Origin of the sequence: Kitasatospora sp. NPDC056273, from assembly GCF_042268845.1 — a bacterium.
Taxonomy (GTDB): domain Bacteria; phylum Actinomycetota; class Actinomycetes; order Streptomycetales; family Streptomycetaceae; genus Kitasatospora.
Genome location: NZ_JBHJSJ010000011.1, coordinates 137,652 through 158,450, shown reverse-complemented (window position 1 = coordinate 158,450; position 20,799 = coordinate 137,652). Strand labels below are relative to the sequence as shown.

Annotated in this window: 18 protein-coding genes; 12 read left to right on the top strand and 6 right to left on the bottom strand. The window is 76.8% G+C overall.

Going from position 1 to position 20,799, the window contains the following annotated elements; genetic code table 11:
- Nucleotides 1-46: 46 nt before the first annotated feature.
- Nucleotides 47-1,345, bottom strand: coding sequence for a chitinase (locus tag ACFCY1_RS12990; protein ID WP_375874537.1), 1,299 nt, complete (start codon nt 1,343-1,345; stop codon nt 47-49).
- A 196-nt stretch (nt 1,346-1,541) separates the two neighbouring features.
- Nucleotides 1,542-2,447, bottom strand: coding sequence for a LysR family transcriptional regulator (locus ACFCY1_RS12985; RefSeq protein WP_375874536.1), 906 nt, complete (start codon nt 2,445-2,447; stop codon nt 1,542-1,544).
- A 103-nt stretch (nt 2,448-2,550) separates the two neighbouring features.
- On the opposite strand from ACFCY1_RS12985, the gene ACFCY1_RS12980 reads away from it, so the two are divergent.
- The 4 genes from ACFCY1_RS12980 to ACFCY1_RS12965 all read left to right on the top strand — a co-directional run bounded on the left by ACFCY1_RS12980 (nt 2,551) and on the right by ACFCY1_RS12965 (nt 5,861).
- Nucleotides 2,551-3,462, top strand: coding sequence for a DMT family transporter (locus tag ACFCY1_RS12980; RefSeq protein WP_375874535.1), 912 nt, complete (start codon nt 2,551-2,553; stop codon nt 3,460-3,462).
- Nucleotides 3,463-3,472: 10 nt separating this feature from the next.
- Nucleotides 3,473-4,786 (top strand): sensor domain-containing protein, encoded by a 1,314-nt coding sequence (locus ACFCY1_RS12975; RefSeq protein WP_375874534.1) that lies wholly within the window; start codon nt 3,473-3,475, stop codon nt 4,784-4,786.
- Nucleotides 4,771-5,427: a response regulator transcription factor gene (locus ACFCY1_RS12970; protein ID WP_049660614.1), complete on the top strand. Its 657-nt coding sequence runs from the start codon at nt 4,771-4,773 to the stop codon at nt 5,425-5,427. Before ACFCY1_RS12975 ends, ACFCY1_RS12970 begins: the two co-directional genes overlap by 16 nt.
- Before the next feature lie 71 nt (nt 5,428-5,498).
- On the top strand, nt 5,499-5,861 hold the full coding sequence (locus ACFCY1_RS12965) for a hypothetical protein (RefSeq protein WP_049660617.1): 363 nt from the start codon (nt 5,499-5,501) through the stop codon (nt 5,859-5,861).
- Here ACFCY1_RS12965 and ACFCY1_RS12960 read toward each other — a convergent pair.
- Nucleotides 5,833-6,954, bottom strand: coding sequence for a glycosyltransferase family 4 protein (locus ACFCY1_RS12960; RefSeq protein ID WP_375874533.1), 1,122 nt, complete (start codon nt 6,952-6,954; stop codon nt 5,833-5,835). The two genes, ACFCY1_RS12965 and ACFCY1_RS12960, sit on opposite strands and share 29 nt — an antisense overlap.
- Nucleotides 6,861-8,210, bottom strand: coding sequence for a glycosyltransferase 87 family protein (locus ACFCY1_RS12955; RefSeq protein WP_375874532.1), 1,350 nt, complete (start codon nt 8,208-8,210; stop codon nt 6,861-6,863). Before ACFCY1_RS12955 ends, ACFCY1_RS12960 begins: the two co-directional genes overlap by 94 nt.
- A 223-nt stretch (nt 8,211-8,433) precedes the next feature.
- Between ACFCY1_RS12955 and ACFCY1_RS12950 the strand changes: the two genes are divergently transcribed.
- From ACFCY1_RS12950 to ACFCY1_RS12920, 7 genes are all read left to right on the top strand, one after another.
- Nucleotides 8,434-9,465, top strand: coding sequence for a GNAT family N-acetyltransferase (locus tag ACFCY1_RS12950; protein WP_375874531.1), 1,032 nt, complete (start codon nt 8,434-8,436; stop codon nt 9,463-9,465).
- Complete coding sequence (locus ACFCY1_RS12945) at nt 9,458-10,252, top strand: aminotransferase class IV (protein ID WP_117490597.1); 795 nt, start codon at nt 9,458-9,460, stop codon at nt 10,250-10,252. The genes ACFCY1_RS12950 and ACFCY1_RS12945 overlap by 8 nt, the downstream gene beginning before the upstream one ends.
- Nucleotides 10,253-10,357: 105 nt before the next feature.
- Nucleotides 10,358-11,257, top strand: a complete 900-nt coding sequence (locus ACFCY1_RS12940) for an ABC transporter ATP-binding protein (protein ID WP_079272403.1) — start codon at nt 10,358-10,360, stop codon at nt 11,255-11,257.
- Complete coding sequence (locus ACFCY1_RS12935) at nt 11,254-13,812, top strand: FtsX-like permease family protein (RefSeq protein WP_375874530.1); 2,559 nt, start codon at nt 11,254-11,256, stop codon at nt 13,810-13,812. Before ACFCY1_RS12940 ends, ACFCY1_RS12935 begins: the two co-directional genes overlap by 4 nt.
- 205 nt (nt 13,813-14,017) lie before the next feature.
- A complete protein-coding gene (locus tag ACFCY1_RS12930; protein ID WP_375874529.1) occupies nt 14,018-14,491 on the top strand; it encodes a hypothetical protein in 474 nt (157 codons plus the stop codon).
- Nucleotides 14,488-16,083: a multicopper oxidase family protein gene (locus ACFCY1_RS12925; RefSeq protein WP_375874528.1), complete on the top strand. Its 1,596-nt coding sequence runs from the start codon at nt 14,488-14,490 to the stop codon at nt 16,081-16,083. Before ACFCY1_RS12930 ends, ACFCY1_RS12925 begins: the two co-directional genes overlap by 4 nt.
- Before the next feature lie 114 nt (nt 16,084-16,197).
- Nucleotides 16,198-17,556, top strand: a complete 1,359-nt coding sequence (locus tag ACFCY1_RS12920) for a DUF2252 domain-containing protein (protein ID WP_049658339.1) — start codon at nt 16,198-16,200, stop codon at nt 17,554-17,556.
- A gap of 50 nt (nt 17,557-17,606) precedes the next feature.
- Here ACFCY1_RS12920 and ACFCY1_RS12915 read toward each other — a convergent pair whose 3' ends face one another.
- Entirely contained in the window at nt 17,607-18,176 is a 570-nt protein-coding gene (locus tag ACFCY1_RS12915; protein ID WP_375874527.1) for a TetR/AcrR family transcriptional regulator, read from the bottom strand.
- Nucleotides 18,177-18,281: 105 nt separating this feature from the next.
- On the opposite strand from ACFCY1_RS12915, the gene ACFCY1_RS12910 reads away from it, so the two are divergent.
- Nucleotides 18,282-19,259, top strand: coding sequence for an NADP-dependent oxidoreductase (locus ACFCY1_RS12910; RefSeq protein WP_063780350.1), 978 nt, complete (start codon nt 18,282-18,284; stop codon nt 19,257-19,259).
- 337 nt (nt 19,260-19,596) lie between these two features.
- Here the strand turns inward: ACFCY1_RS12910 and ACFCY1_RS12905 are convergent, their stop codons facing one another.
- Nucleotides 19,597-20,757, bottom strand: a complete 1,161-nt coding sequence (locus ACFCY1_RS12905) for a Cmx/CmrA family chloramphenicol efflux MFS transporter (RefSeq protein WP_375874526.1) — start codon at nt 20,755-20,757, stop codon at nt 19,597-19,599.
- Nucleotides 20,758-20,799: the final 42 nt, after the last annotated feature.

Sequence of the window (20,799 nt, the reverse complement as noted above, 5' to 3'; positions counted from 1 at the left end):
GGGCGTTCATGGCGCCCGCCCCCACCGGTGGTCGCCGGTACGGCCGTCAGCAGGGCCCGTCGTCGGCCCAGACGCCCCACTGGCCACTGGCGCTCGGCACCTCGTTCAGCGTCCACCACTTGGCGTGGTAGGCGTGCCCGTTGTACGAGACCTTGGCGCCGCCGTTGTACGTGGTGCTCGCGCTCCACGCCGGGGCGGCGCAGTTGCCCGGGGTGGTCGGCGGCGTGGTCGGGGGAGTCGTCGGCGGGGTGGTGGGCGGCGTGGTGGGCGGGGTCGCCCCGGCGAACTTCACCGTGAACCTGGTGAAGTCCCAGTCGTTCTGCACCACGCTGGAGCAGGAGCCGGACAGCCCCGGGTCGACGTTGCCCGCGCACTGGCGGTCCCGGTTGACCGACCAGTAGGTGTACCGGGCCAGGCCGTGCGCGGTGGCGAAGTCCAGCACGGTCTGGAAGTCGGACTGGTGGAAGTACTCGGCGGCGTCGGTGCGGCCGTTCATCATCGACACGCCCTCGTGGGCGTAGGCGGTGGCCTCGTTCCAGCCGAAGGTGGTCTGCAGGATCTGGTTGAACTTCACCAGCGCGTCGGTCTGCGCCGCGGCGCCGCTGAAGCCGCCGTCGAACGGCATGATCGAGTAGTTGTCGGGCGTGAAGCCCTGCGACTTGGCCTCGTTGAGCATCTGGGTGCCGAACCAGCCGGTGCCCGCGTTGGTGCCGGCGGTGGTGATCGAGACGTACAGGCCGGGGTTGTTCTGCTGGAGGATCCGCGCCGCGCCGATCTCGTTGTGGATGGCCGCGGTGTTCTCGTACTCCGGCTCCTCCAGGTCGAAGTCGATCGCCTTGAGGCCGTACTTGGTGATCACCTTCTGGTACCCGGCGGCGGTCGCCTCGGGGGTGCCGCAGACCTGGCCCAGCTTGGTGCCGCCGTACCCGCCGACCGACACCGAGACGTCCCCGCCCTTGCCGCGGACGGTCTGGATGACGCTCGGCATGGTGGTGTCGGTGTCGATCGGGGAGGTGCCGCCCCAGGCGGGCGAACAGCTGGTGCCCTGGGCCAGGATGAACGCCAGCTGGAAGGCCTTCTGGCCGGTGGCGTCCATGACGGCGGCGGCGTCCGGCGGGCTGTTGTCCTCGGGCATCAGGTACGGCGCCGAGGCGTACCAGTTGCTGCCGAGCCCTCCGGCGGCCCCGGCGGCCCCGGTGCCGGTGGTGTCCGCGGCGGCGGAGCCGGTGCCGGCCAGGGCGGCGACGCCGCCGGCGACCAGGCCGAGCGCGGCGGCCACGGCGAGTACGGCGCGGCGCCTGAAGGGGGGACGTGCGGTGTGCTGTGGGGGAAGAGCGCGCTCCATCGGAAGCCTTTCCAGGACACGGCAGTGGGGGAGGCGGGCCTGCTCACGCCGGGTGCGGGGGTGGCGTGGCGGCCGAACGGGCCGTCGGCGGAGGGTGGTTGCCGAAGGTCCTCACTGGTATAGACCTGTCAGGGAAGGGTGGTCAACCCCAAGGAGGTCAAGGCGCACCGGTCGGCCGACGGGCCCTGGAGCCGGCTCACCGGGACGGAACTCCGGCCGCCGCCCCAGCCGCCACTCCCGGCGCCATCCCCGCCAGCAGCGAGCCGACCGCCGGGGTCCACGGGCGGCCGGTCGGCCCGGTCAGCGACAGCGTCCGGTGGACGGCGGGCCGGATCGGGACCAGCACGCAGTCGGCCGGGAGCATGGTCAGCGCCAGCGCGGGCATCACCGAGACCCCGACGCCCGCGTGCACCATGCCGATCAGGCTGTTCAGGTCGCGGATCCGGTGCCGGGGCGTGAAGCGGGTGCCGGCCCGCCGGTAGGCCTCGCGGATGTGGCGCTCGCAGCCGCCCTCCGAGAGCAGGAAGTCGTCGTCCTCCAACTCGGCCACGTGGACGGTCGGTTGGCCGGCGAGCGGGTGGTCGCGGCGGAGCAGCGCGTGCATCGAGTCGGCGCCGAGCGAGACCGCCCCGGGCGGCAGCGGCCCGGCGTCCACCAGGACGGCGGCGTCCACCGTGCCCGCCTCCAGCCAGGCCGCCAGCTCGTCGTCCTCGCCCTCGAAGACCCGGACGGTCACCTGCGGGTAGGCCGCCCGCCAGTCCTTGAGCAGCCCGGGCAGCAGCGCCTGGCAGACGGTGGTCGGCGCCGCCAGCCGTACGGTGCCGGTCGGGCCGCCGGAGTGCCGGGTGGCGATCGCGCGGACGGCGGCGGCCGAGGCGACGGCGGTCCGGGCGTGCGGCAGGACCTGCTCGCCCAGTGGGGTGGGCCGGCAGGGGGTGCCGCGCCACAGCACGGGGGCGCCGAGGCTGCGCTCCAGCGCGGCGACGGCGTGCGAGACCGCGGACTGGCTGATGCCGAGCTCGTCGGCGGCCGCGCTGAAGCCGCCGGCGTCGGCGACCGCGACCAGTGCCCTGAGCTGGGCCAGGTTGACGTCCGGGGTCATGAGACTTCCTCATCGCGAGTGCACTGCCACTTGTTGGACTCATGCTGCGGCGCCGGGCCACGCTCTGTCCAGAAGACGCGACGGGAGGACGGAGGTGGTCGGGGTGAGGCGCTGGTTGCCGGGCTTCGTGGCACTGTCGGCGATCTGGGGCGCGAGCTTCGCCCTGATCAAGGTGGCGGTCGAGGCGGGCGTGCCGCCGCTGTGGGTGGCGCTGTGGCGCTGCCTGCTCGGCGCCACCACGCTGTGGGCGGTGCTGCTGCTGCGCGGCGAGCGGGCCCCGCGCGACCGGGCGCTGTGGGGGCACTCGGCGGTGGTCGCGGTGCTGCTCAACAGCGTGCCGTTCACCCTCTTCTCCTTCGGGGAGACCAGGGTCAGCTCGGTGCTCGCCGGGGTGATGAACGCGACCACCCCGCTGTTCACCCTGCTGTTCGCGGTGCTGACCGTCCCCGAGGAGCGCCGCCCGGGCACCCGCCGGCTGGCCGGTCTCGGGCTCGGCTTCGTCGGTGTGCTCACCGTGCTCGGGGTCTGGCACGGCCTGGGCGCCGGTGCGACCGCCGGTGCGCTGGCCTGCCTGGCCGCCGCCTGCTGCTACGGCGCGGGCTTCGCCTACCTGCGCCGCTTCCTGTCCGGCCGCCCGGAGTCGGTGACCACCCTCTCCACGCTCCAGATCACCTGCGCCACGGTGGAGTTGGCCCTGGTGGCGCCGTTCGCCGCGGGCCTCCCGCGCTGGCCGGGCGCCGCCGCGGCCGGCGCGCTGCTGGTGCTCGGCGCGCTCGGTACGGGCGTGGCGTACCTGCTCAACCTGGCGCTGGTCCGCGGCGCCGGGGCGACGGTGGCCTCGGCCGTGACGTACGTGACGCCGCTGTGGTCCACCGCGCTCGGCGCGGCCTTCCTCGCCGAGCCGGTCGGCTGGAACGCCCTGGCCGGCGGCGCCCTGGTGGTCGCCGCCGTCGCGCTGACCAGGCCGCGCGCGGCCCGCGCCCGGGCCCCGAAGGACCGTCAGCCGGTCGGTTAGGGTGGACCGGGTGAACGAGGGGTCGGTGACGGACGGGGAGCGGCGGCCGACGTCCGTCCGCGAGGCGCTGCGGGCGCACCCGCTGCGCTTCCCGTTCACCCGCTGGGTGCCGCGCTGCTGGGCGTACCTGCTCGGCGGGGCGCTGTTCGGGCCGGTGCTGCTGGTGGTCCTCGCGGTGCTGCTGGTGGTCGGTGCGGGCCTGTCGGTGGTCGGCCTCGGACTGCCGGTGCTGCTCGCCCTGGCGCTCGCGGGCATCCCCGCCGCCGGTGTGGCCCGGTGGCGGCTGCGGCTGGTCGAGCCGGTCCCGCCGCCCGACCCGCACCGCAGTCTGCCCGGGGCCGGCCGCCGGGCCCGTGTCCGCACCCGGCTGCGCGAGCGGGCCACCTGGCGCGAACTCGCCCACGCCGGGCTCACCTCGACCGTGCTGGCCGCCGCCTCGCTGGGCTTCACCGCGCTGCTGGTGATCTCCGGCGCGTTCACGGTCTCCCCGCTGGTGGTCTGGGCGCTCGCCCCGGAGACCGTGATGCTCGTCCCCGGGCGCGCCGTCGCCGGGCCGTTCGCCGCCCTGCCGTTCACCGCCGCCGGACTGGCCGGTCTGCTGCTCTGCGCGTACGCCGGAGCGCTGCTGGTCCGGGCCGAGGTCGCGCTGGCCCGCTTCCTGCTCGGACCCCGGGAGGACGACCTCGGCCACCAGGTGCTCGAACTCACCCGCTCCCGGGCCCGGTTGGCCGACGCCTTCGAGGCCGAGCGGCGCCGGATCGAGCGCGACCTGCACGACGGCGCGCAGCAGCAGCTGGTCGCGCTCAGCATGACCCTCGGGCTCGCCGAGTACGAGCTGCGCGACCGGGACGGCCGGGCGGCGGAGCTCGTCACCCGGGCGCGCGGCGAGGCCCGGCAGGCGCTGGAGCAGCTGCGCGGGCTGGTGCGCGGCATCCACCCGCAGGTGCTCACCGACCACGGGCTCGCCGCCGCCGTCGACGAGGTCGCGCAGCGCCACCCGATCCCGGTGGCCACCGACATCGAGCTCCCGGAGCGGCTGCCCGCCCCGGTGGAGACCACCGCCTACTTCACCGTCACCGAGGCGCTCACCAACGCCGCCAAGCACAGCGGCGCCACCGCGATCACCGTCCACGGGCGGCTCGCGGGCGGCCGGCTGGTCGTCCAGGTGACCGACGACGGCCGGGGCGGGGCGGACCCGGCCGCCGGGGCCGGGCTGGCGGGACTCGCCGACCGGGTGGCACTGCTGAGAGGACGGTTGATGGTGACGAGCCCGACGGGCGGCCCGACGACGCTGCGGCTGGAGGTCCCGTGCTCCGGGTCGTGATCGCCGAGGACGCGGTGCTGCTGCGCGCCGGGCTGGTCGAACTCCTCACCCTCGGCGGCCACCGGGTGACCGCCGCCGTCGGCGACGCGGAGGCGCTGGCCGCGGCCGTCGACGCCGAGCGGCCGGACATCGTGGTCACCGACGTCCGGATGCCCCCCGACCACACCGACGAGGGCCTGCGCGCCGCCCTCGCCCTGCGCGAGCGCCACCCGGGCCTGCCCGTCCTGGTCCTCTCCCAGTACGTGGCCACCCCGTACGCGACCCGGCTGCTCGCCGCCGCCGGCGCCCAACCGGCCGGTCTGGGCTACCTGTTGAAGGACCGGGTCGGCGACGTCGCGGACTTCCTGGACGCGCTGCGGCGGGTCGCCGACGGGGAGACGCTGATCGACCCCGAGGTGGTCCGGGTGCTGCTGCGCGGCCGGTCCGCCGACCGCCCGCTGGCCCGGCTCACCCCGCGCGAGCGCGAGGTGCTCGCGCTGATGGCCGAGGGCCTCAACAACCAGGCCGTGGCAGGCCGGTTGAGCATCACCGAGGCCTCGGTGGTGAAGCACTGCGGGAACATCTTCATGAAGCTGGACCTGGACCCGACGGAGGGCAACCGGCGGGTCCTCGCGGTGCTGGCCCACCTGCGCGGGGAGTGAACGGGCGGGCTCCGTACGGCTTTTGAGTGACGCCCTTGTCAGGGCGGCCGCGGTGCCGGAACGATGGCGGCATGGCGAGGACACGGGAACCGCAGAGCGCGATCGTCAACCGGATGCTCAAGGGCGAGGCGACCAGGGACGACACCACGACGGCCCAGACCAACTTCCTGCTGTGGCTGCGGCAGGAGTGGGCCGGGGACGGGGACCAGGCGCTGGCGGCCTGCCAGGACGTGCTGACGGCCGCCGGGGGCGAGGAGTGGCGAGCACTTCCGGAACGCGACCTGTCCGCCCACGTCTGGCTGTTCAGCTTCTCCTGCCCGAGCCGGGAGGACCTGCCGGGCCAGGCGCGGAACTGGGTGACGGCGGTCGGCGCCAACGGCGGGGCGCCCGCGATCGCCCGGCTGGTCAGGCACCTGCGGGGGCAGCCGGAGTGACCGCGGCGGCCGGGTCGGCCGGGTCGGCCGGGTCCGGCAGGGGCACGGCGGGGTCGAGCAGCTCGGTGAGCCGCCGCGCCGAGGCCTCCCAGGTCCAGTGCTCCTCCGCCCAGCGCCGCCCCGCCGCCCCCATCCGGGCGCGCTCGGCGGGCGGGGCGAGCAGGATCCGGGTCAGGGCGGCGGCCACTTCGGCGGGCGCGCGGCCGTCGACGACCGCGCCGGTGACGCCGTCCAGGACGGTGTCCGGGGCGCCGCCGGAGCGGCCGACCACCACCGGGAGGCCGGCCGCGGCCGCCTCCAGGAAGACGATGCCGAGGCCCTCGGCCTCCAGGCCCAGCCGGCGGGTGCGGCACGGCATCGCGAAGACGTCCGCCTCCGCGTAGTGGCCGGCCGTCGCGGCGTGGTCGAGGCCGCCGGTGAACACCACGCTGCCCGGCTCGGTGAGGCGGAGGGCGAGGCCCCGCAGCCGGTCCTCGTCCGGGCCCCGGCCGACCAGCACCAGGGTCGTCCCGGGCACGGCCCGGCGGATCGCGGGCAGCGCGCGGATCAGCACGTCCTGGCCCTTGCGCGGGACCAGCCGCGCCACGCAGAGGACCACCGGGGCGGCGGACGCCTCCCCGACGGAGTCCTCGGCGGCCGGCCGGAAGACCGCCGGGTCGACCCCCGGCACCAGGCGCGCCAGCCGGGCGTCCGGTCCGAGCGCAGGCGCGATCCGGGCGCGGGTGTAGGCGCCGAGGTAGGTGACCACGTCCGTGCCGCGGCCGATCCGGCGCAGCAGGCCGCGGGCGCCCGGGGTGCGGGCCCACCAGATCTCGTGGCCGTGGGTGGTGGCGACGGTGCGGCGGATGCCGGGCGCCAGCCGCCGCAGGCCGGGCGTCATCGCGGCGAGCGGCGCGGCGGCGCCGAACCAGACCCGGTCGCAGCCGTGCGCCCGGGCTATCTCGGCGGCCCGGCGGGTGGCCCGCGGGGTCGGCAGCAGGGTGCGGGCGCGGTCGCGGATCACCGGGTAGGGGAGAGCGGCGTCGTGCTGCTCCGCACCCGGTTCGGCCGAGGTGTAGACCACGAGGTCGTGACCGGGGACGCGGTCGGCCATGGCCTTGACGAAGGTTTCGATGCCGCCCTGGCGCGGCGGGAAGTCGTTGGTGACGACGAGGGTGGTGCCCATGGCAGGCCTTTCGGAACGGGGAGTGGAACGGAGGACGGGAGGGGGAGCGGAACGGAGGACGGGAGGGAGGACGAGACGGAGGACGAGAGGGAGAGCAGGACCAGGACGAGCGGCAGCGCGAGGTAGCCGAACCGCCCGGCGGGCGCCAGCAGGAAGGCCGCGGTCAGTCCGAGCGCCAGCCGGTGCACCGCGGCGGGCGCGGTGCGGGGCGGCCGGACGGCCAGGGACGCCCCGACGGCGAGCCCGGCGAGCAGCAGCAGTCCGACGGCGGCGCACCAGCCGGCCGGGCCGAGGTCGGCCAGCAGCCGCCCGGGCAGCGGGCTCGCGGCCGGCGTCGGCAGGCCGCCGCGCCCGGTGGGGAAGGCGAACACCTGCTCCACCAGCGGCCCCGGTGCGCGCAGCGCCACCGGCAGCACCGCCAGTGCCGCCGCCCCCACCGCGACGGCTACCCCGCGCAGCGCCGCGCGCCGTCCGGCGGTGGCCGCCAGCAGGGCCGCCACCACGGCCAGCGCCGGCCAGGCCGTCCACTTCAGCGCGCAGGCGGCGGCCAGCGCCAACCCGGCCGCCACCGGCCGCCGTTCGGCGGCGCGGACCAGGGCGAGCCAGCAGAGGCCGGTGAGCGGCAGGTCCACCCCGCTGACGCAGAGCGGCAGCGCGACCACCGGCGAGGCGGTGAGCGCGGCGGCGCCGAGCCGGCGCCCGGCGGGCACCGTCCGCAGCACGCAGACCAGGAACACCGCCGCGCACCACAGCCGGGCGTCGCCCAGCGGGGTGCCGCCCAGCGGGGTGCCGTCCAGCAGCGCCCGGGGCAGACCCAGCAGGGCCATCCCGGGGAGGTACGGGGTGTACTCCTCGACGGTCCGCGGCTCGGCCAGGTACGGCGTGCCGGTGTGCAGCAGCAGCGACCCGGAGCGCTCGATCACCCCGACCTCGCTCTGCCCCCGCCCGTCCAGGACCAGCAGGAGCAGCGGCACCAGCACCGCCCCGAGGGCCGCGACCGCCACCGAGACCTCACGTCCGCGCCGCCGCACCAGCACCACGGCGAGCGCCGCCAGCAGGTACCCGCAGGCCGCCCAGGCGCCCCAACTCCGGTGCGGACCGAGCCCGGACACCACCGGGAACGCCCCCGCCCACCCCGCCGCGACCAGCCACCCGCCGCACCACCACCACGCCCGTTTCGTCACCGCTTCATTGCATCGCCGCAGCTCGGCGGGGTCATCACGGCCAGGTCGAGTCTCGTGGTCGGGTTTTCCCTACCCCGCCCCGACGGCCGCCGGCGGCGGGCGCCGTCCTCGGGGCCGGCCCGGCGGCGGGGCGGGGTCGGCGCCACCTCCCGCTCCCCGCACTGACATTCGGTGGCGGCCGGATTACTGATCGTCCCCGCCGCGCCGCTATCCTCGCCCTGTGGTGAGGTCGTGGGATGCGGCGGTGGAGCGGGCGCAGGACCGGCTGGCGGCGGGGCCGCGGCTTCGGGCGGCCGGGCCGGGGGACGAACGGCGGTTCGCGCTCTGGGACTTGGCGTCCCTGGTGGAGGGCGGGTTGGGCGAGCTGGTGGACCCGGACGGGCTGGCGCCGCCGGCGGAGCGCGCCTGGCGGGAGCGGCTGGGGGAGAGCGGGCGGGAGTGGCCGGGCGGTGAGCTGTACCGGCGGCGCTACTGGATCCAGGACGACGACGGCGCCGTGGTGGGCACCGTCGCCGTGGACAACTGGACCAAGGGCCCGAGCCAGCTCGCCGTCTCCTCCCTCTACGTGACCCCGGCCGCGCGCGGGCGGGGCCTGGCCGCCGCCGCGCTGGACGAGGTGTACGCGGCGGCCACCGCCGAGGGCCTGCCGGGGTTCCGGCTGGAGGCGCACTGGACCTGGCAGCCGGCGGTCCGCTACTACCTGCGCCGGGGTCTGTGGGTGGTGGGCTGGAAGCACTCGCTCTCCTTCGCCCGGATGCCCCAACTCCCCCTGCACCGGGTGCGGGAGGAGGACGGCCGGCTGCTCCTGCTGGTCGCCGACCGGCTGCGCGGCTGGGTGCCGATACTGGCCGCCGGGCAGGAGGGCCACTGGCTGCGGCTGGACGAGACGGCGGACTACCGGGGCTGCGACGGCTGGGTGCACGAGTACGCCCGCTCCACGCTGGCCCTGTACCTGGCGCTGGCGGGCCGGCCGCTGGTGCGCGGCCCGCAGTGGTGGGCGGAGGCGTGGCGCTGGTCGGACGCCGGGGAGCCGGAGGGCCTGGCGTACCGGATAGAGGAGTTCGAGCGGGTGGCCCGGGCGGCGGGCCGGCGGGTGGTGAGCCCGTACCGCCCAGTGCCGCTGCCGGAGAGCGCATTGCCGGAGGGCGCGTCGCCGGAGTCCGTTCCGCCGCAGTCAGTGCCCCCGCGGTCCGCGCTGCCGGGTTCCGCGCCGCGGCCCGGGTCCCCGCAGCTGGCAGACTCGGGGGATGGCTGAGATCGAGATCGACGGCGCCCCCGCCGACCCGGCGCGGCTGGCCGCGCTGGGGCTGCTCAACTACGGGCACTTCACCACCCTGCGCGCCGAGGCGGGCCGGGTGCGCGGTCTGGCCCTGCACCTGGACCGGCTGGTCCGGGACTGCCGGGCGCTGTTCGGCGCCGAGCTGGACCGGGCGGCGGTGCGGGAGCGGATCGGCGCGGTGCTGCCCGCCGACGGTGCGCCGGTGATCGTCCGGGTCACCGTGTACGACCCGGCGCTCGGCCTGGAGCGCCCCGCCGCCCCGGCCGCGCCCGCCCTGCTGGTGACCACCCGCCCGGCCGCGGCGGCCGAGCCCGCCCCGCTGCGGGTCCGCACCGCGGCGTACCGGCGGGAGCTGCCGGAGGTGAAGCACGTCGGCCTGTTCGGCCTGGTGCACCACCGTCGGCAGGCCCAACTGGCGGGCTACGACGACGTGCTGTTGGTCGGCGAGGACGGCCTGGTGGTCGAGGGCGCGACCTGGAACGTCGGCTTCCTGGCCGGGGAGCGGCTGGTCTGGCCGCAGGGCCCGAGCCTGCCCGGGGTGACGGAGGCGCTGCTGTCCGGCGCGTACCGGGGCCCGCAGTCCCGCGAGCCGCTGCCCGCCGACGGGCTGGACCGCTTCACCGCCGCCTTCGCGGTGAACGCGGGGGTCGGGGTGCGCCCGCTGGCGGCCGTGGACGGCACCGCCTTCGACCCCGCGCACCCGGCGCTCGCCGTCCTGCGCGCCGCCTACCTGGGGATTCCCGCCGAAGCGGTGGGGGGATAACCCCACCGCCGTTCCGCCGGTGGCCTGCATGGTTCGCGGAGCCCGTCGTCCCTAGGTTGGAGCACGTTGACGACGAGCGACGCAGAACCGAAGGAAGGCCCACCCATGGCACGCCGCCAAGACCGCCGCAGGACCGACGAGTTCGGGACGGATCAGTACGGCCCCGGCGGCCACGCTGCCGAGGGGTACGGCCCCGACGGATACGGCCGCGAGGGCTACGGCGCCGACGGTCACGGCGGGTACGCCCCGGCCCCGCAGGCGGCCCCCGCGATCGAGCTGCGCGGGGTGCGCCGCACCTACGGCCGCGGCGAGGCGACGGTGCACGCGCTGCGCGGGGTCGACCTGGCGCTCGCCCACGGCAGCTTCACCGCGGTGATGGGCCCGTCCGGCTCCGGCAAGTCCACCTTCCTCCAGTGCGCGGCGGGCCTGGACCGCCCGGACTCCGGGCAGGTCCGGCTCGGCGGCGAGGACATCACCGCGCTGAGCGAGAACCGGCTGACCAAGCTGCGCCGCAGCCGGATCGGCTTCGTCTTCCAGGCCTTCAACCTGCTGCCCTCGCTGACCGTCGAGCAGAACGTGCTGCTCCCGCAGCGCCTCGCCGGGGAGCGCCAGGACCGGGCCCGGGCACGGGAGCTGCTGGCCCGGGTGGGCCTGGGCGAGCACGCCAAGCGGCGGCCCGGCCAGCTCTCCGGCGGCCAGCAGCAGCGGGTGGCGATCGCCCGCGCGCTGATCACCCGCCCGGACGTGGTCTTCGCCGACGAGCCGACCGGCGCGCTGGACACCCGCACCGCGCACGAGGTGCTGGCGCTGCTGCGGCAGGCCGTGGACTCGCTCGGCGCGACGGTGGTGATGGTGACCCACGACCCGGTGGCGGCCTCCTTCGCCGACCGGGTGCTGTTCCTGGCCGGCGGCGCGATCGTCGACGACCTGCCGCACCCGAGCCCGCAGACCGTCGCGGACCGGATGGTCGCGCTGACCGCCCGCCCGGTGGGAGCCGCGGCATGACGAACGGACTCGCGCGCTCCTCGGTGCGCTTCCGGCCCGCGTCCTTCGCGGGCACCCTGGTCGCCCTGCTGCTGGGCGCCGCCGTGGTGGTGGCCTGCGGCGTGCTGCTGCAGACCGGTCTGACCGCGAGCCTCAAGCCGGCCCGGTACGCGGACACCCCGGTGGTGGTCGCGGCCGACCAGGCGGTGAAGATCCAGCGGAAGGTCGGCACGGACACCGAGACGACGGAGGAGGCCACCCCGGAGCGGGCCCGGACGGACGCCGCGCTGGCCGGCCGGCTGGCCGCGCTGCCCGGGGTCGCGGCGGCCCGCCCGGACACCGCTTTCCCGCTGCCCGCCTCCGGCCGGGCGCCGGCCCTGACCGGCCGGGGCTTCGCCGCGCTCGGTATCGCCGGGCCGGGCGACACCCTGGTCGAGGGCCGCGCGCCCGGCGCGAACGAGGTGGTGCTGGACGCCGACACGGCGCGCGCCGCCCACATCGCGCCCGGCGCGAACCTCACGCTCACCGCGCCGGGCGGCACCGCGGACTACCGGGTCTCCGGCCTGGCCGCCGCCCAGCAGGCCGGCCCCACCGCCTGGTTCGCCGACGCCACCGCCGACCGCCTCTCCGGCCACCCCGGCCGGATCGACGCCATCGCCGTCCAGCCCCGCGTGGGCGTGACCACCGCCGCGCTCGCCGCCCAGGTCCGCCAGGCCGTCGGCGGCGACGCCGGTGCCGGAGCCGGTGCCGGAGCCGGTGCCGTCAAGGTCCTCACCGGGGACGACCGGGGCGCCGTCGAGCACCCCGACCTCGGCGGAGCCCGCACCCTGCTGATGGCCCTCGGCGGCAGCTTCGGCGGCTACGCCACCATGACCGCGGTCTTCGTGGTGATGAGCACCGTCGCCCTCGCCACCGGCCAGCGCGCCCGCGAGTTCGCCCTGCTGCGCGCCATCGGCGCCACCCCGCGCCAGATCCGCCGCACCATCGCCGCCGAGGCGATGCTGGTCGCGCCGCTCGCCGCGGCGCTCGGCATCCTGCCCGGAATCGCCCTCGCCCGCTGGTGGTTCGACCAGCTGGTCGAGCGCGGCGCCGTCCCCGCGGACGTCCGCCTGGACGTCGGCCCGCTGCCGATGCTCGCCGCCGTCCTCGCCTGCACCCTCGCCGCGCTGACCGCCGGGTTCCTGGCCGCCCGCCGGCCGTCCCGGATGCGGGCCGCCCAGGCGCTCGGCGAGGCCGCCGTCGAAGCGCCCCGCCCGGGCGCGGTGCGCACCGTCCTCGGACTGGTCTTCGCCGCCGGCGGCATCGCGGCCGCGGCCATCGCCACCTCCCTGGACGGCGCCAAGGCCGCCCAGACCGCGCTCGGCGTGGTGATGTGCTTCATGATGGCCGTCGCCCTGCTCGGCCCCTGGCTGGCCCGGGTCGCCGCCGCGGTGCTCGGCGCCCCGCTGCGGGCCGGCGGCGCGCCCGGCTCGCTGGCCGCCGACAACACCCGCGCCAACGCCCGCCGCCTGGCCTCCGCGATCACCCCGATCGTCCTGGTCACCGCCTTCTGCGGCACCCTGCTGATCATCCAGAGCACCGTGCGCCACACCAGCGGCGAGAACGTCCGGGCCGGCGTCACCGCCGACCACGTGGTCGGCGCCACCGGCCCCGGCCTGCCCGCCGGGACGGCCGAGCGGGCGGGCCGGGTGTCCGGCGTGGACACCGCCGTCGGCGTGCTGCGCACCGGCGTCGTCTACCGCAACGGCGACCAGCTGAGCTCCGCCCCCGTGCTCGGCGTCGACGGCGACCCGGCCCGGCTGCCGAAGGTGCTCGACCTGGGCGTGCGCAGCGGTGCGCTCGCCGACCTCGGCCGCGCGCCCGACACCGTGGCGCTGAGCTCCACCCTGGCCGAGGCGTTCGGCGCCAAGGTCGGCGACCGGGTCCCGCTCTGGCTCGGCGACGGCACCGCCGTCCGGCCCGCCGTGGTCGCGGTGTACGACCGCGGGCTCGGCGTCGGCCAGGCGCTGCTGCCCCGGGCCGCGGTGGCCGCGCACGTCACCGCCGGGTACGACAGCCAGGTGCTGGTCGCCGACGCGCCGGGCGCCGACCGGGCGGCGGTGGCCGCCGGGCTGGGCGGGCTGGCCGGGGCCGCGGTGACCGACCGGGCCGGGTTCGTCGCCCAGTCCGACAAGGCGATGGAGGTCAACGGCTGGGCCAACACCGTGATGGCCGCCGTGCTCGGCGGGTTCGCCGCCGTCAGCGCCGCCAACACCCTGGTGATGACGGTGCTGGACCGGCGCCGCGAGGTCGCGCTGCTGCGGCTGGCCGGCACCACCCGGCGCCAGGTGCGCGGCATGATGCGCTGGGAGGCGCTGCTGGTGGCCTCGACCGGGCTGGTGGTCGGCGCGGTGATCGCCGCGGTCACCCTGGTGCCGGTCGCCCGGGGCGTGGCCAACTCCGCCCCGTACGTCCCGCCGATGCTGGCCCTGCCGCTGGCCGCCGGAGCCGTGCTGCTCTGCCTCGCGGCGACCGGGGTGCCGGTCCGGGCGCTGCTGCGGACCCGGCCGGCGGGGCTGGGCGCGGCGCGCCAGTAGCGGGCCCGCGGGAGGCGAGGAAGGGGGTGCTCTTGAGGACGACTCAAGGGCACCCCCTTCCTTCGGGTGAGAACGACGGCCCCGAGCGGGCGGTCATGGGGACCACATGACGGTCCGATGACCTTTTCAAGAGCTGATCGTGACGTCGCATCAGTTACGCTCGCGCCCGCCCCGCCAGACCGTCGACGCAGAGAGTAGCCCGACCATGAGCAGTCCTCCTGCCGCCCCCGCGCCCCGCTGGCCGCTGATCCTGCTGCGTACCTCCACCACCCTGCTCGCCCTGCTGGCACTGCTCCAGGTCATGCTGGCCGGCAGCTTCCTGAACGGCACCTACGACTCCCTGAAGGACCACGAGGGCAACGCGATGATGCTGGCCACCGTGGTGGTGCTCCAGCTCGCGGTGGCCGTCGCCGTCCGGTGGCCCGGCCGGGGCCCGCTCTGGCCGCTGTGGACCACCGCCGTGCTCACCGTCGCCGTCATCGGCCAGATCACCGCCGGCTACGCCCGGGCGCTCGGCGTGCACGTCACGCTCGGCGTGCTGCTGGTCAGCGGCGTGCTGTTCGGCCTGGTCGGCACCTGGCGGCTGCCGCTGCCGGCCCGGGAGGCGCGGGTCGTCGGCGGTCCGGACGGCACCGGGCGGCTGCCGCGCCCCGGCGGACCGGTCGAGGTGGTCAAGTGAACCGGCGCCGGTTCCTGCGCGTCGGCGCCTCCGTGCTCGGTGCGGGCGCCCTGGTCTCGGTGGCCGGCCCCTCCGTTGCCCGGCTGCTCGCCGAGGGCCGCCCCGGGCAGCTGCTGAGCAGCGAACTCGACCTGCCGGAGGCCTTCCGGGCCGCGCTGCCGGTGCCGACCGTGCTGCAACCGGTGCGCACCGACGCGACCGCCGACCACTACGAGATCACCCAGCAGGTCGCCCGGCTGGAGATCCTGCCCGGGGTGCGGACCGAGGCCTGGACGTACGGCGGCGGCTTCCCCGGGCCGACCGTGGTCACCCGCTCCGGGCGGACGGCGGTGGTCAAGCACCGCAACGAGCTGCCGGTGCCCTCGGTGACCCACCTGCACGGCGGGCACACCCCGGCGGACAGCGACGGCTACCCGGTGGACCTGCTGCTGCCGGTGGGGTCCTCGGCGGACGCCGCCCAGCAGGCCGGCGGCATGGCCGGGATGGCCGGCATGGCGGGGATGTCCGGGACGGACCACGCCGCCGCCCGCACCGCCGTCGGCGAGCGCAGCTACACCTATCCGGGCAAGCAGCGCGCCGCCACCCTCTGGTACCACGACCACCGGATGGGCTTCACCGGCCCCGGCGTCTGGCGCGGACTGGCCGGCTTCCACCTCGTGCACGACGACGAGGAGGACGCGCTGCCGCTGCCGCGCGGCGAGCGGGACCTGCCGCTGATGATCACCGACCGCTCCTTCGCCGCCGACGGCTCCTTCCGCTACCCCGCCGTCGACCCGCAGCTCGCCGAGCCGGGCGTCACCGACGCCTACGCCAACGGCGTGCTCGGCGACGTCATCCTGGTCAACGGCGCGCCCTGGCCCCGGCTGGACGTCGACCGGGCCCGCTACCGGCTGCGGCTGCTCAACGCCTCCAACGCCCGGCTCTACCGGCTCGAACTCGACCCGCAGCCGCCCGGCGGCGACGCCCTGGTCCAGATCGGCTCCGACGGCGGCCTGCTCGCCGCCCCGGTCCGGCACGACGGCATCGAGATCGCGCCCGCCGAACGCTTCGACGTCGTGGTCGACTTCTCCCGCTACCAGCCCGGCACCCAGGTCCGGCTGGTCAACCGCTTCGGCAGCGGCCGGACGGCCGAGGTGATGCGCTTCGACGTCACCGCGAAGCAGCCGGCCGACGACGCGACGGTGCCCGACCGGCTCGCCGCCGTCGAGGCCCTGGACGCCTCCGCCGCCGTCGCCACCCGCGACTTCACCTTCCGGCGCAGCCGCGGCGACGGCTGGACCATCAACGGCCGCCCGTACACGCCGGGGGAGTCCATCGCCACGCCCGCCCTCGGCGCGGTCGAGCTCTGGCGCTTCTCCACCGACCTGCACCACCCGGTGCACGTCCACCTCGACCACTTCCAGGTGATCGGCCGCAACGGCGCCGACCCGGGCCCGTACGACGCGGGGTGGAAGGACACCGTGGACCTGCGCCCGGCCGAGGCGGTGGAGGTGCTGGTGCGCTTCACCGACTACGCGGGGGCGTACATGCTGCACTGCCACAACCTGGAGCACGAGGACATGGCGATGATGGCGGACTTCACGGTGCGCTGAGCCGCCGGGGTTCACCCGGACGGCCGACCGCCGGAGGGCGCGCGCTGCGCCCTCCGGCACCCGTGTCCTAGCCTCGCGGGGAGGAGGGGACCCGCCGACGCCCGGAGCCGCGCCATGACCACCCCCGCCGAACGCCGCCGGCACGGCCGGGCCGCCCGGGAGCGGGTCTCCCGCTCCGCCCACGGCCGGTGGATCCCCGCCGCCGACCGGCCCGACCCGCTCGGCGTGCTGGAACGGCAGGGCGCGGACCGGGTCGCCCGGCTGCTGCCGATCCGCCACGGGCGGATGGCGGAGAGCCCGTTCGCCTACCTGCGCGGCGCCGCCGCCGTCCTGGCCGCCGACCTCGGCGCCCTCCCCGACACCGGGCTCACCGTCCAACTCTGCGGCGACGCCCACCTGTTGAACTTCGGCCTGTACGCCTCGCCGGAGCGCGCGCTGCTCTTCGACGTCAACGACTTCGACGAGACCTTCCCCGGCCCCTTCGAGTGGGACGTCAAACGGCTCGCCGCCAGCGTCGCCGTCGCCGCCCGCGACAACGGCCAGGACGACCGGCGGGCGCGCCGGGCCGCGCTCGCCGCCGCCCAGGGGTACGCGACCGCGATGCGGCGGCTGGCGGGCCGGGGTGAACTCGACGTCTGGTACGCCCGGGTGGACACCGCGCAGCTGCTGCCGCTGCTCGCCAAGCCCCGGCAGCGCAGGCGGGCCGAGGCCGAGTTCGCGCGCGCCCGGCGCCGCACCAGCCTCCAGGCCTTCGGCAAGCTCACCGAGGAACGCGACGGGCGGCGCCGGATCATCAGCGCTCCGCCGCTGATCGAACCGCTGAGGAAGACCGAACTGCGCGGCGTCGGCAAGGTGTTCAGCGACTACCGGGCCACCCTCGCGGAGGACCGCCGGGTGCTGCTGGACCGCTACCGGTTCGTCGAGGCGGCCACCAAGGTGGTCGGCGTGGGCAGCGTCGGCACCCGCTGCTACATCGTGCTGCTGGAGGGCGGGAACGGGCACGACCCGCTGTTCCTCCAGCTCAAGGAGGCCGGCCGGTCGGTGCTGGAGGACCACCTGCCGCCGCTGCGGGCGGACGCCGAGGTGCTCGCCCACCACGGCGGCCGCCGGGTCGTCACCGGCCAGCACCTGATGCAGGCCGCCAGCGACATCTTCCTCGGCTGGACCACCGGCCCCGCCGGGCGCCACTTCTACGGCCGCCAACTGCGCGACATGAAGGGCTCTGCGGACATCGCCGACTTCCGGCCCTCCGGCCTGCGCGCCTACGCCGACCTCTGCGGCCGCACCCTCGCCCGCGCCCACGCCCGCACCGGCGACCGCCTCGCCATCGCCGGCTACCTCGGCAGCGCCGACACCTTCGCCGAGGCGGTCGCCGACTTCGCGCTGCGCTACGCCGACCGGACGGCGGCCGACCACGGCGAGCTGGTCGCGGCGATCGCCGACGGGCGGGTGGCGGCGACCCCGGGGGTGTGAACCGTGGCCGGGGGACGGCGAGTTCGGCACGGCCTTCGGCGCCGGTGGGGTCAGCGGGGCCGCAGGCCGTCCATGACCAGCCCGAAGAGGTGGTCGCGGCGCTCGGCGAGGGTAGGCCCCTGGTCGGCGGTCCAGCTCAGGGCGTTGACGAGGACGAAGACGTCGAGCGCCGTGACGTCCGGGCGGATCAGTCCCTCCTGCTGGGCGGCGGCGAGCAGCCGCCCGCCCGCCTGGCGCATCCGCAGGCAGCTCGCGTGCAGGGCGGACTCCGGGTCCTGCAGGGTGGCCATCAGGGTGGCGGGCAGGCCCCGGTAGGCGGCGGCGTCGAGGAACTCGTGGAGCCAGGTGGTCAGGGCGGGGCCGGCCGGTTCGGCGGCGGCGAGGGTGTCGGCGCGGGCGGTGAGGAGTTCGAAGCGGCGGCCGAGCAGGGCCGCCAGCAGGTCCTCGCGGGTGGGGAAGTGCCGGTAGAGCGTGCCGAGGCCGACCCCGGCGCGGCGGGCGACGTCCCGCAGGGAGGCCTGGGTGCCCTCGTCGGCCATCAGGGCGGCCGCCTCGGCCAGGATCCGGTCGCGGTTGCGCTGGGCGTCGGCGCGGGGCGCCGTCTGCGGTTCAAGGGGCATGGGGTTCCTCGCCGTTGACAACTGGAGCACTGCTCCGGTTAGCTTTCCGGAGCGGCGCTCCGGATTCTAGTCGGAGCCCGTCCGTCCTGCGTCGGGGGAGAGCACATGGCCACGGAGAACACGATGAAAGCCGTCCGGCTGCACGCCTACGGCGGACCCGAGGTGCTGCGGTACGAGGAGGTGCCGAGGCCCGTCCCGGGGCCCGGAGAAGTGCTGGTCCGCGTCCACGCGGCGGGCGTCAACCCGCCCGACTGGTACGTCCGGAGCGGCTTCACCACCATCCCGGCCGAACGGCGGCCCGACTGGCCGCTGCCGCTGACCCTCGGCACCGACGTCTCCGGCGTGGTCGCGGAACTCGGCGGCCCCGACACCGGCTGGAACGTCGGCGACGAGGTCTTCGGACTCCTCGGCTTCCCCGGCCGCCCGTCCGGCTACGCCGAGTACGTCGTCGCGTCGGCCGCCGACCTGGCGCGCAAACCGGCTGCCCTCGGGCACGTCGAGGCCGCCGCCGTCCCGATGGCCGGGCTGACCGCCTTCCAGTTCCTGTACAAGCGCCTCGGCTACGCCGGGGGCGGATCGGCCGTGGTGGTCGGCGCGGCCGGCGGGATCGGACACCTCGCGGTCCAACTCCTGCGCCTGGCCGGGGCGGAGGAGGTCGTCGCGGTCGCCTCCGGGCGGCACGAGGAGTTCCTGCACGGCCTCGGCGCCGACCGTTTCGTGGACTACACCCGCACCCCGGCCGCCGAGGCCGTCCAGGGCGCCGACCTGCTGGTCGACACCGTCGGCGGCCCCGAGGCCCACCGCCTGCTGGGCGCCCTGCGGCGCGGGGGCCGACTGGTGTCCTGCTTCCTCGGCGACTACCGGCCCGAGCGGGCCGCGGAACTCGGGGTGGCCCTGAACGAGGGCCTGTGGCAGGTCCGTTCCAGCGGCGGCGACCTCGCCGAACTCGCCCTGCTGCTGGCGGACGGCCGAGTCCGGGTGGCCGTGGACGGCGTCTACCCGTTGCGGGAGGCCGTCGCCGCCCACCGCCGGGCGGAGCGGGGGCACATCCAGGGCAAGATCGTGCTGCGGGTGGTCGGGTAGCGGGGGAGGGGGCGTGCCGGGGCCGTACGGGGGTCGGTCCCGGCAGGCAGTCACCCTGCGTCGGGCTGCGGCGCGGGTCGTCGCGGGTGGGGGAGCCGGCTGTCAGGGCCGGTCCCCGGCGGGGCGTCACCGGGCCACCGGCCGCCGTGGGCAGCGGAGTTGCACCGTCGGGGCCGGTCTCCTGGGTGCCGGGCCCGGCCCCGCCGCCCGGGCGATCGACAGGCGCCGGCCGGCGTGCACGCCCGGGTGCCGGTCGACACGCCGGACCAGGAGCGGCCCACCGCGCCGCGGGCGGCGGCCGGCTTCCGCCGCCGCCCGCAGCCGGCTCCGGCAGGGCTCAGCCGAGCCGCGGCCGCACCGCCGCGACGAGCAGTGCGGCGGCGACCAGCAGGCCGCCCGCGTAGAACGGGCCGAGGTCACCGGCCGCCGTGCCGAGGGAGGCGGCGGCCAGCAGCGGGCCGGCCGTGGCGCCGAGGTTGAGGGCGGCGGTCGCGTAGGCGCCGGCCAGCGCGGGGGCGCCGGCCGCCTCGTACAGCACCCGGGTGATCAGCGTGCCGCCGACCGCGAAGGACAGCCCGCCCAGCAGGAACACCAGCGGCAGCAGCGCGCCCGGCGCGTCCGCCAGGACGGCCAGGGCGGGCCAGCCCGCCAGCAGCAGCGGGCCGCCGACGGCGAGGACCAGGCCGGGGCGCCGGTCCGCGAGCCGCCCGGCGACGGTGACCCCGGCGAACGACCCGGCCCCGAACAGCACCAGCGCGACCGGCACCCACAGGTCGCCCAGCCCGGCCGGGCCGGTCACCACGGGGGAGAGGAAGGTGAAGCCGCCGAAGGTCGCCGCGTTCACCAGCGCGGCGAGCAGCATCGCGCGGAGCAGCGGGGGGCGGCGCAGCTCGCCGAGCTCCGCGCGCAGGGCCGGGGCCGGGTCCGGGGCCGCGGCCCGGTCGGTCGACGGGGCAACGGGCGGAAGGCCCTTGGCGATGCCGACGGCGGCCGGCAGGCAGAGCAGCGCGACGGCCCAGAACGCGGCGCGCCACCCGAACAGCGCGCCCAGCACCGCCCCGCCCGGGACGCCGGCGACCGTCGCCACCGTCGTCCCCGACAGCAGCACGGCGAGCGCCCGCCCCTTGCGGTCCGCCGGGACGAGCGCGGCGGCGGTGGTCAGCGCCACCGCCAGGAACCCGGCGTTGGCGAGCGCGGCGACCACCCGGGTGGCCACCAGCACCGGGAAGCTCGTCGTCACCGCCCCGACGGCGTGCGCCGCCGCGAACACCAGGACGAACCCGAGCAGGCTGCCGCGCCCCGACCGGCCGCGGGCGAGCCCGGCCATCAGCGGCGCGCCGACCGCCATCCCGACCGCGAAGGCCGAGGTCAGCCCGCCGGCCGTACCGACGGTGACGCCGAGATCGGCGGCGAGTCCGGGCAGCAGCCCGGCGAGCATGAACTCCGAGGTGCCCATGGCGAACACGGCCAGGGCGAGCAGATAGAGCGGAAGGGGCATCGAGAGGCTCCGAAGCGGGGCGGTGGGAACGAGGAGGACGGA

What these genes read in the sequence shown, in the direction of transcription:
- ACFCY1_RS12935 (WP_375874530.1), top strand. Translation starts at nt 11,254, where the DNA reads ATGACGAACGGACTCGCGCGCTCCTCGGTGCGCTTCCGGCCCGCGTCC.
- ACFCY1_RS12910 (WP_063780350.1), top strand. Translation starts at nt 18,282, where the DNA reads ATGGCCACGGAGAACACGATGAAAGCCGTCCGGCTGCACGCCTACGGC.
- ACFCY1_RS12990 (WP_375874537.1), bottom strand. Translation starts at nt 1,345, where the DNA reads ATGGAGCGCGCTCTTCCCCCACAGCACACCGCACGTCCCCCCTTCAGG.
- ACFCY1_RS12920 (WP_049658339.1), top strand. Translation starts at nt 16,198, where the DNA reads ATGACCACCCCCGCCGAACGCCGCCGGCACGGCCGGGCCGCCCGGGAG.
- ACFCY1_RS12960 (WP_375874533.1), bottom strand. Translation starts at nt 6,954, where the DNA reads ATGGCCGACCGCGTCCCCGGTCACGACCTCGTGGTCTACACCTCGGCC.
- ACFCY1_RS12965 (WP_049660617.1), top strand. Translation starts at nt 5,499, where the DNA reads ATGGCGAGGACACGGGAACCGCAGAGCGCGATCGTCAACCGGATGCTC.
- ACFCY1_RS12915 (WP_375874527.1), bottom strand. Translation starts at nt 18,176, where the DNA reads ATGCCCCTTGAACCGCAGACGGCGCCCCGCGCCGACGCCCAGCGCAAC.
- ACFCY1_RS12945 (WP_117490597.1), top strand. Translation starts at nt 9,458, where the DNA reads ATGGCTGAGATCGAGATCGACGGCGCCCCCGCCGACCCGGCGCGGCTG.
- ACFCY1_RS12940 (WP_079272403.1), top strand. Translation starts at nt 10,358, where the DNA reads ATGGCACGCCGCCAAGACCGCCGCAGGACCGACGAGTTCGGGACGGAT.
- ACFCY1_RS12905 (WP_375874526.1), bottom strand. Translation starts at nt 20,757, where the DNA reads ATGCCCCTTCCGCTCTATCTGCTCGCCCTGGCCGTGTTCGCCATGGGC.
- ACFCY1_RS12930 (WP_375874529.1), top strand. Translation starts at nt 14,018, where the DNA reads ATGAGCAGTCCTCCTGCCGCCCCCGCGCCCCGCTGGCCGCTGATCCTG.
- ACFCY1_RS12985 (WP_375874536.1), bottom strand. Translation starts at nt 2,447, where the DNA reads ATGACCCCGGACGTCAACCTGGCCCAGCTCAGGGCACTGGTCGCGGTC.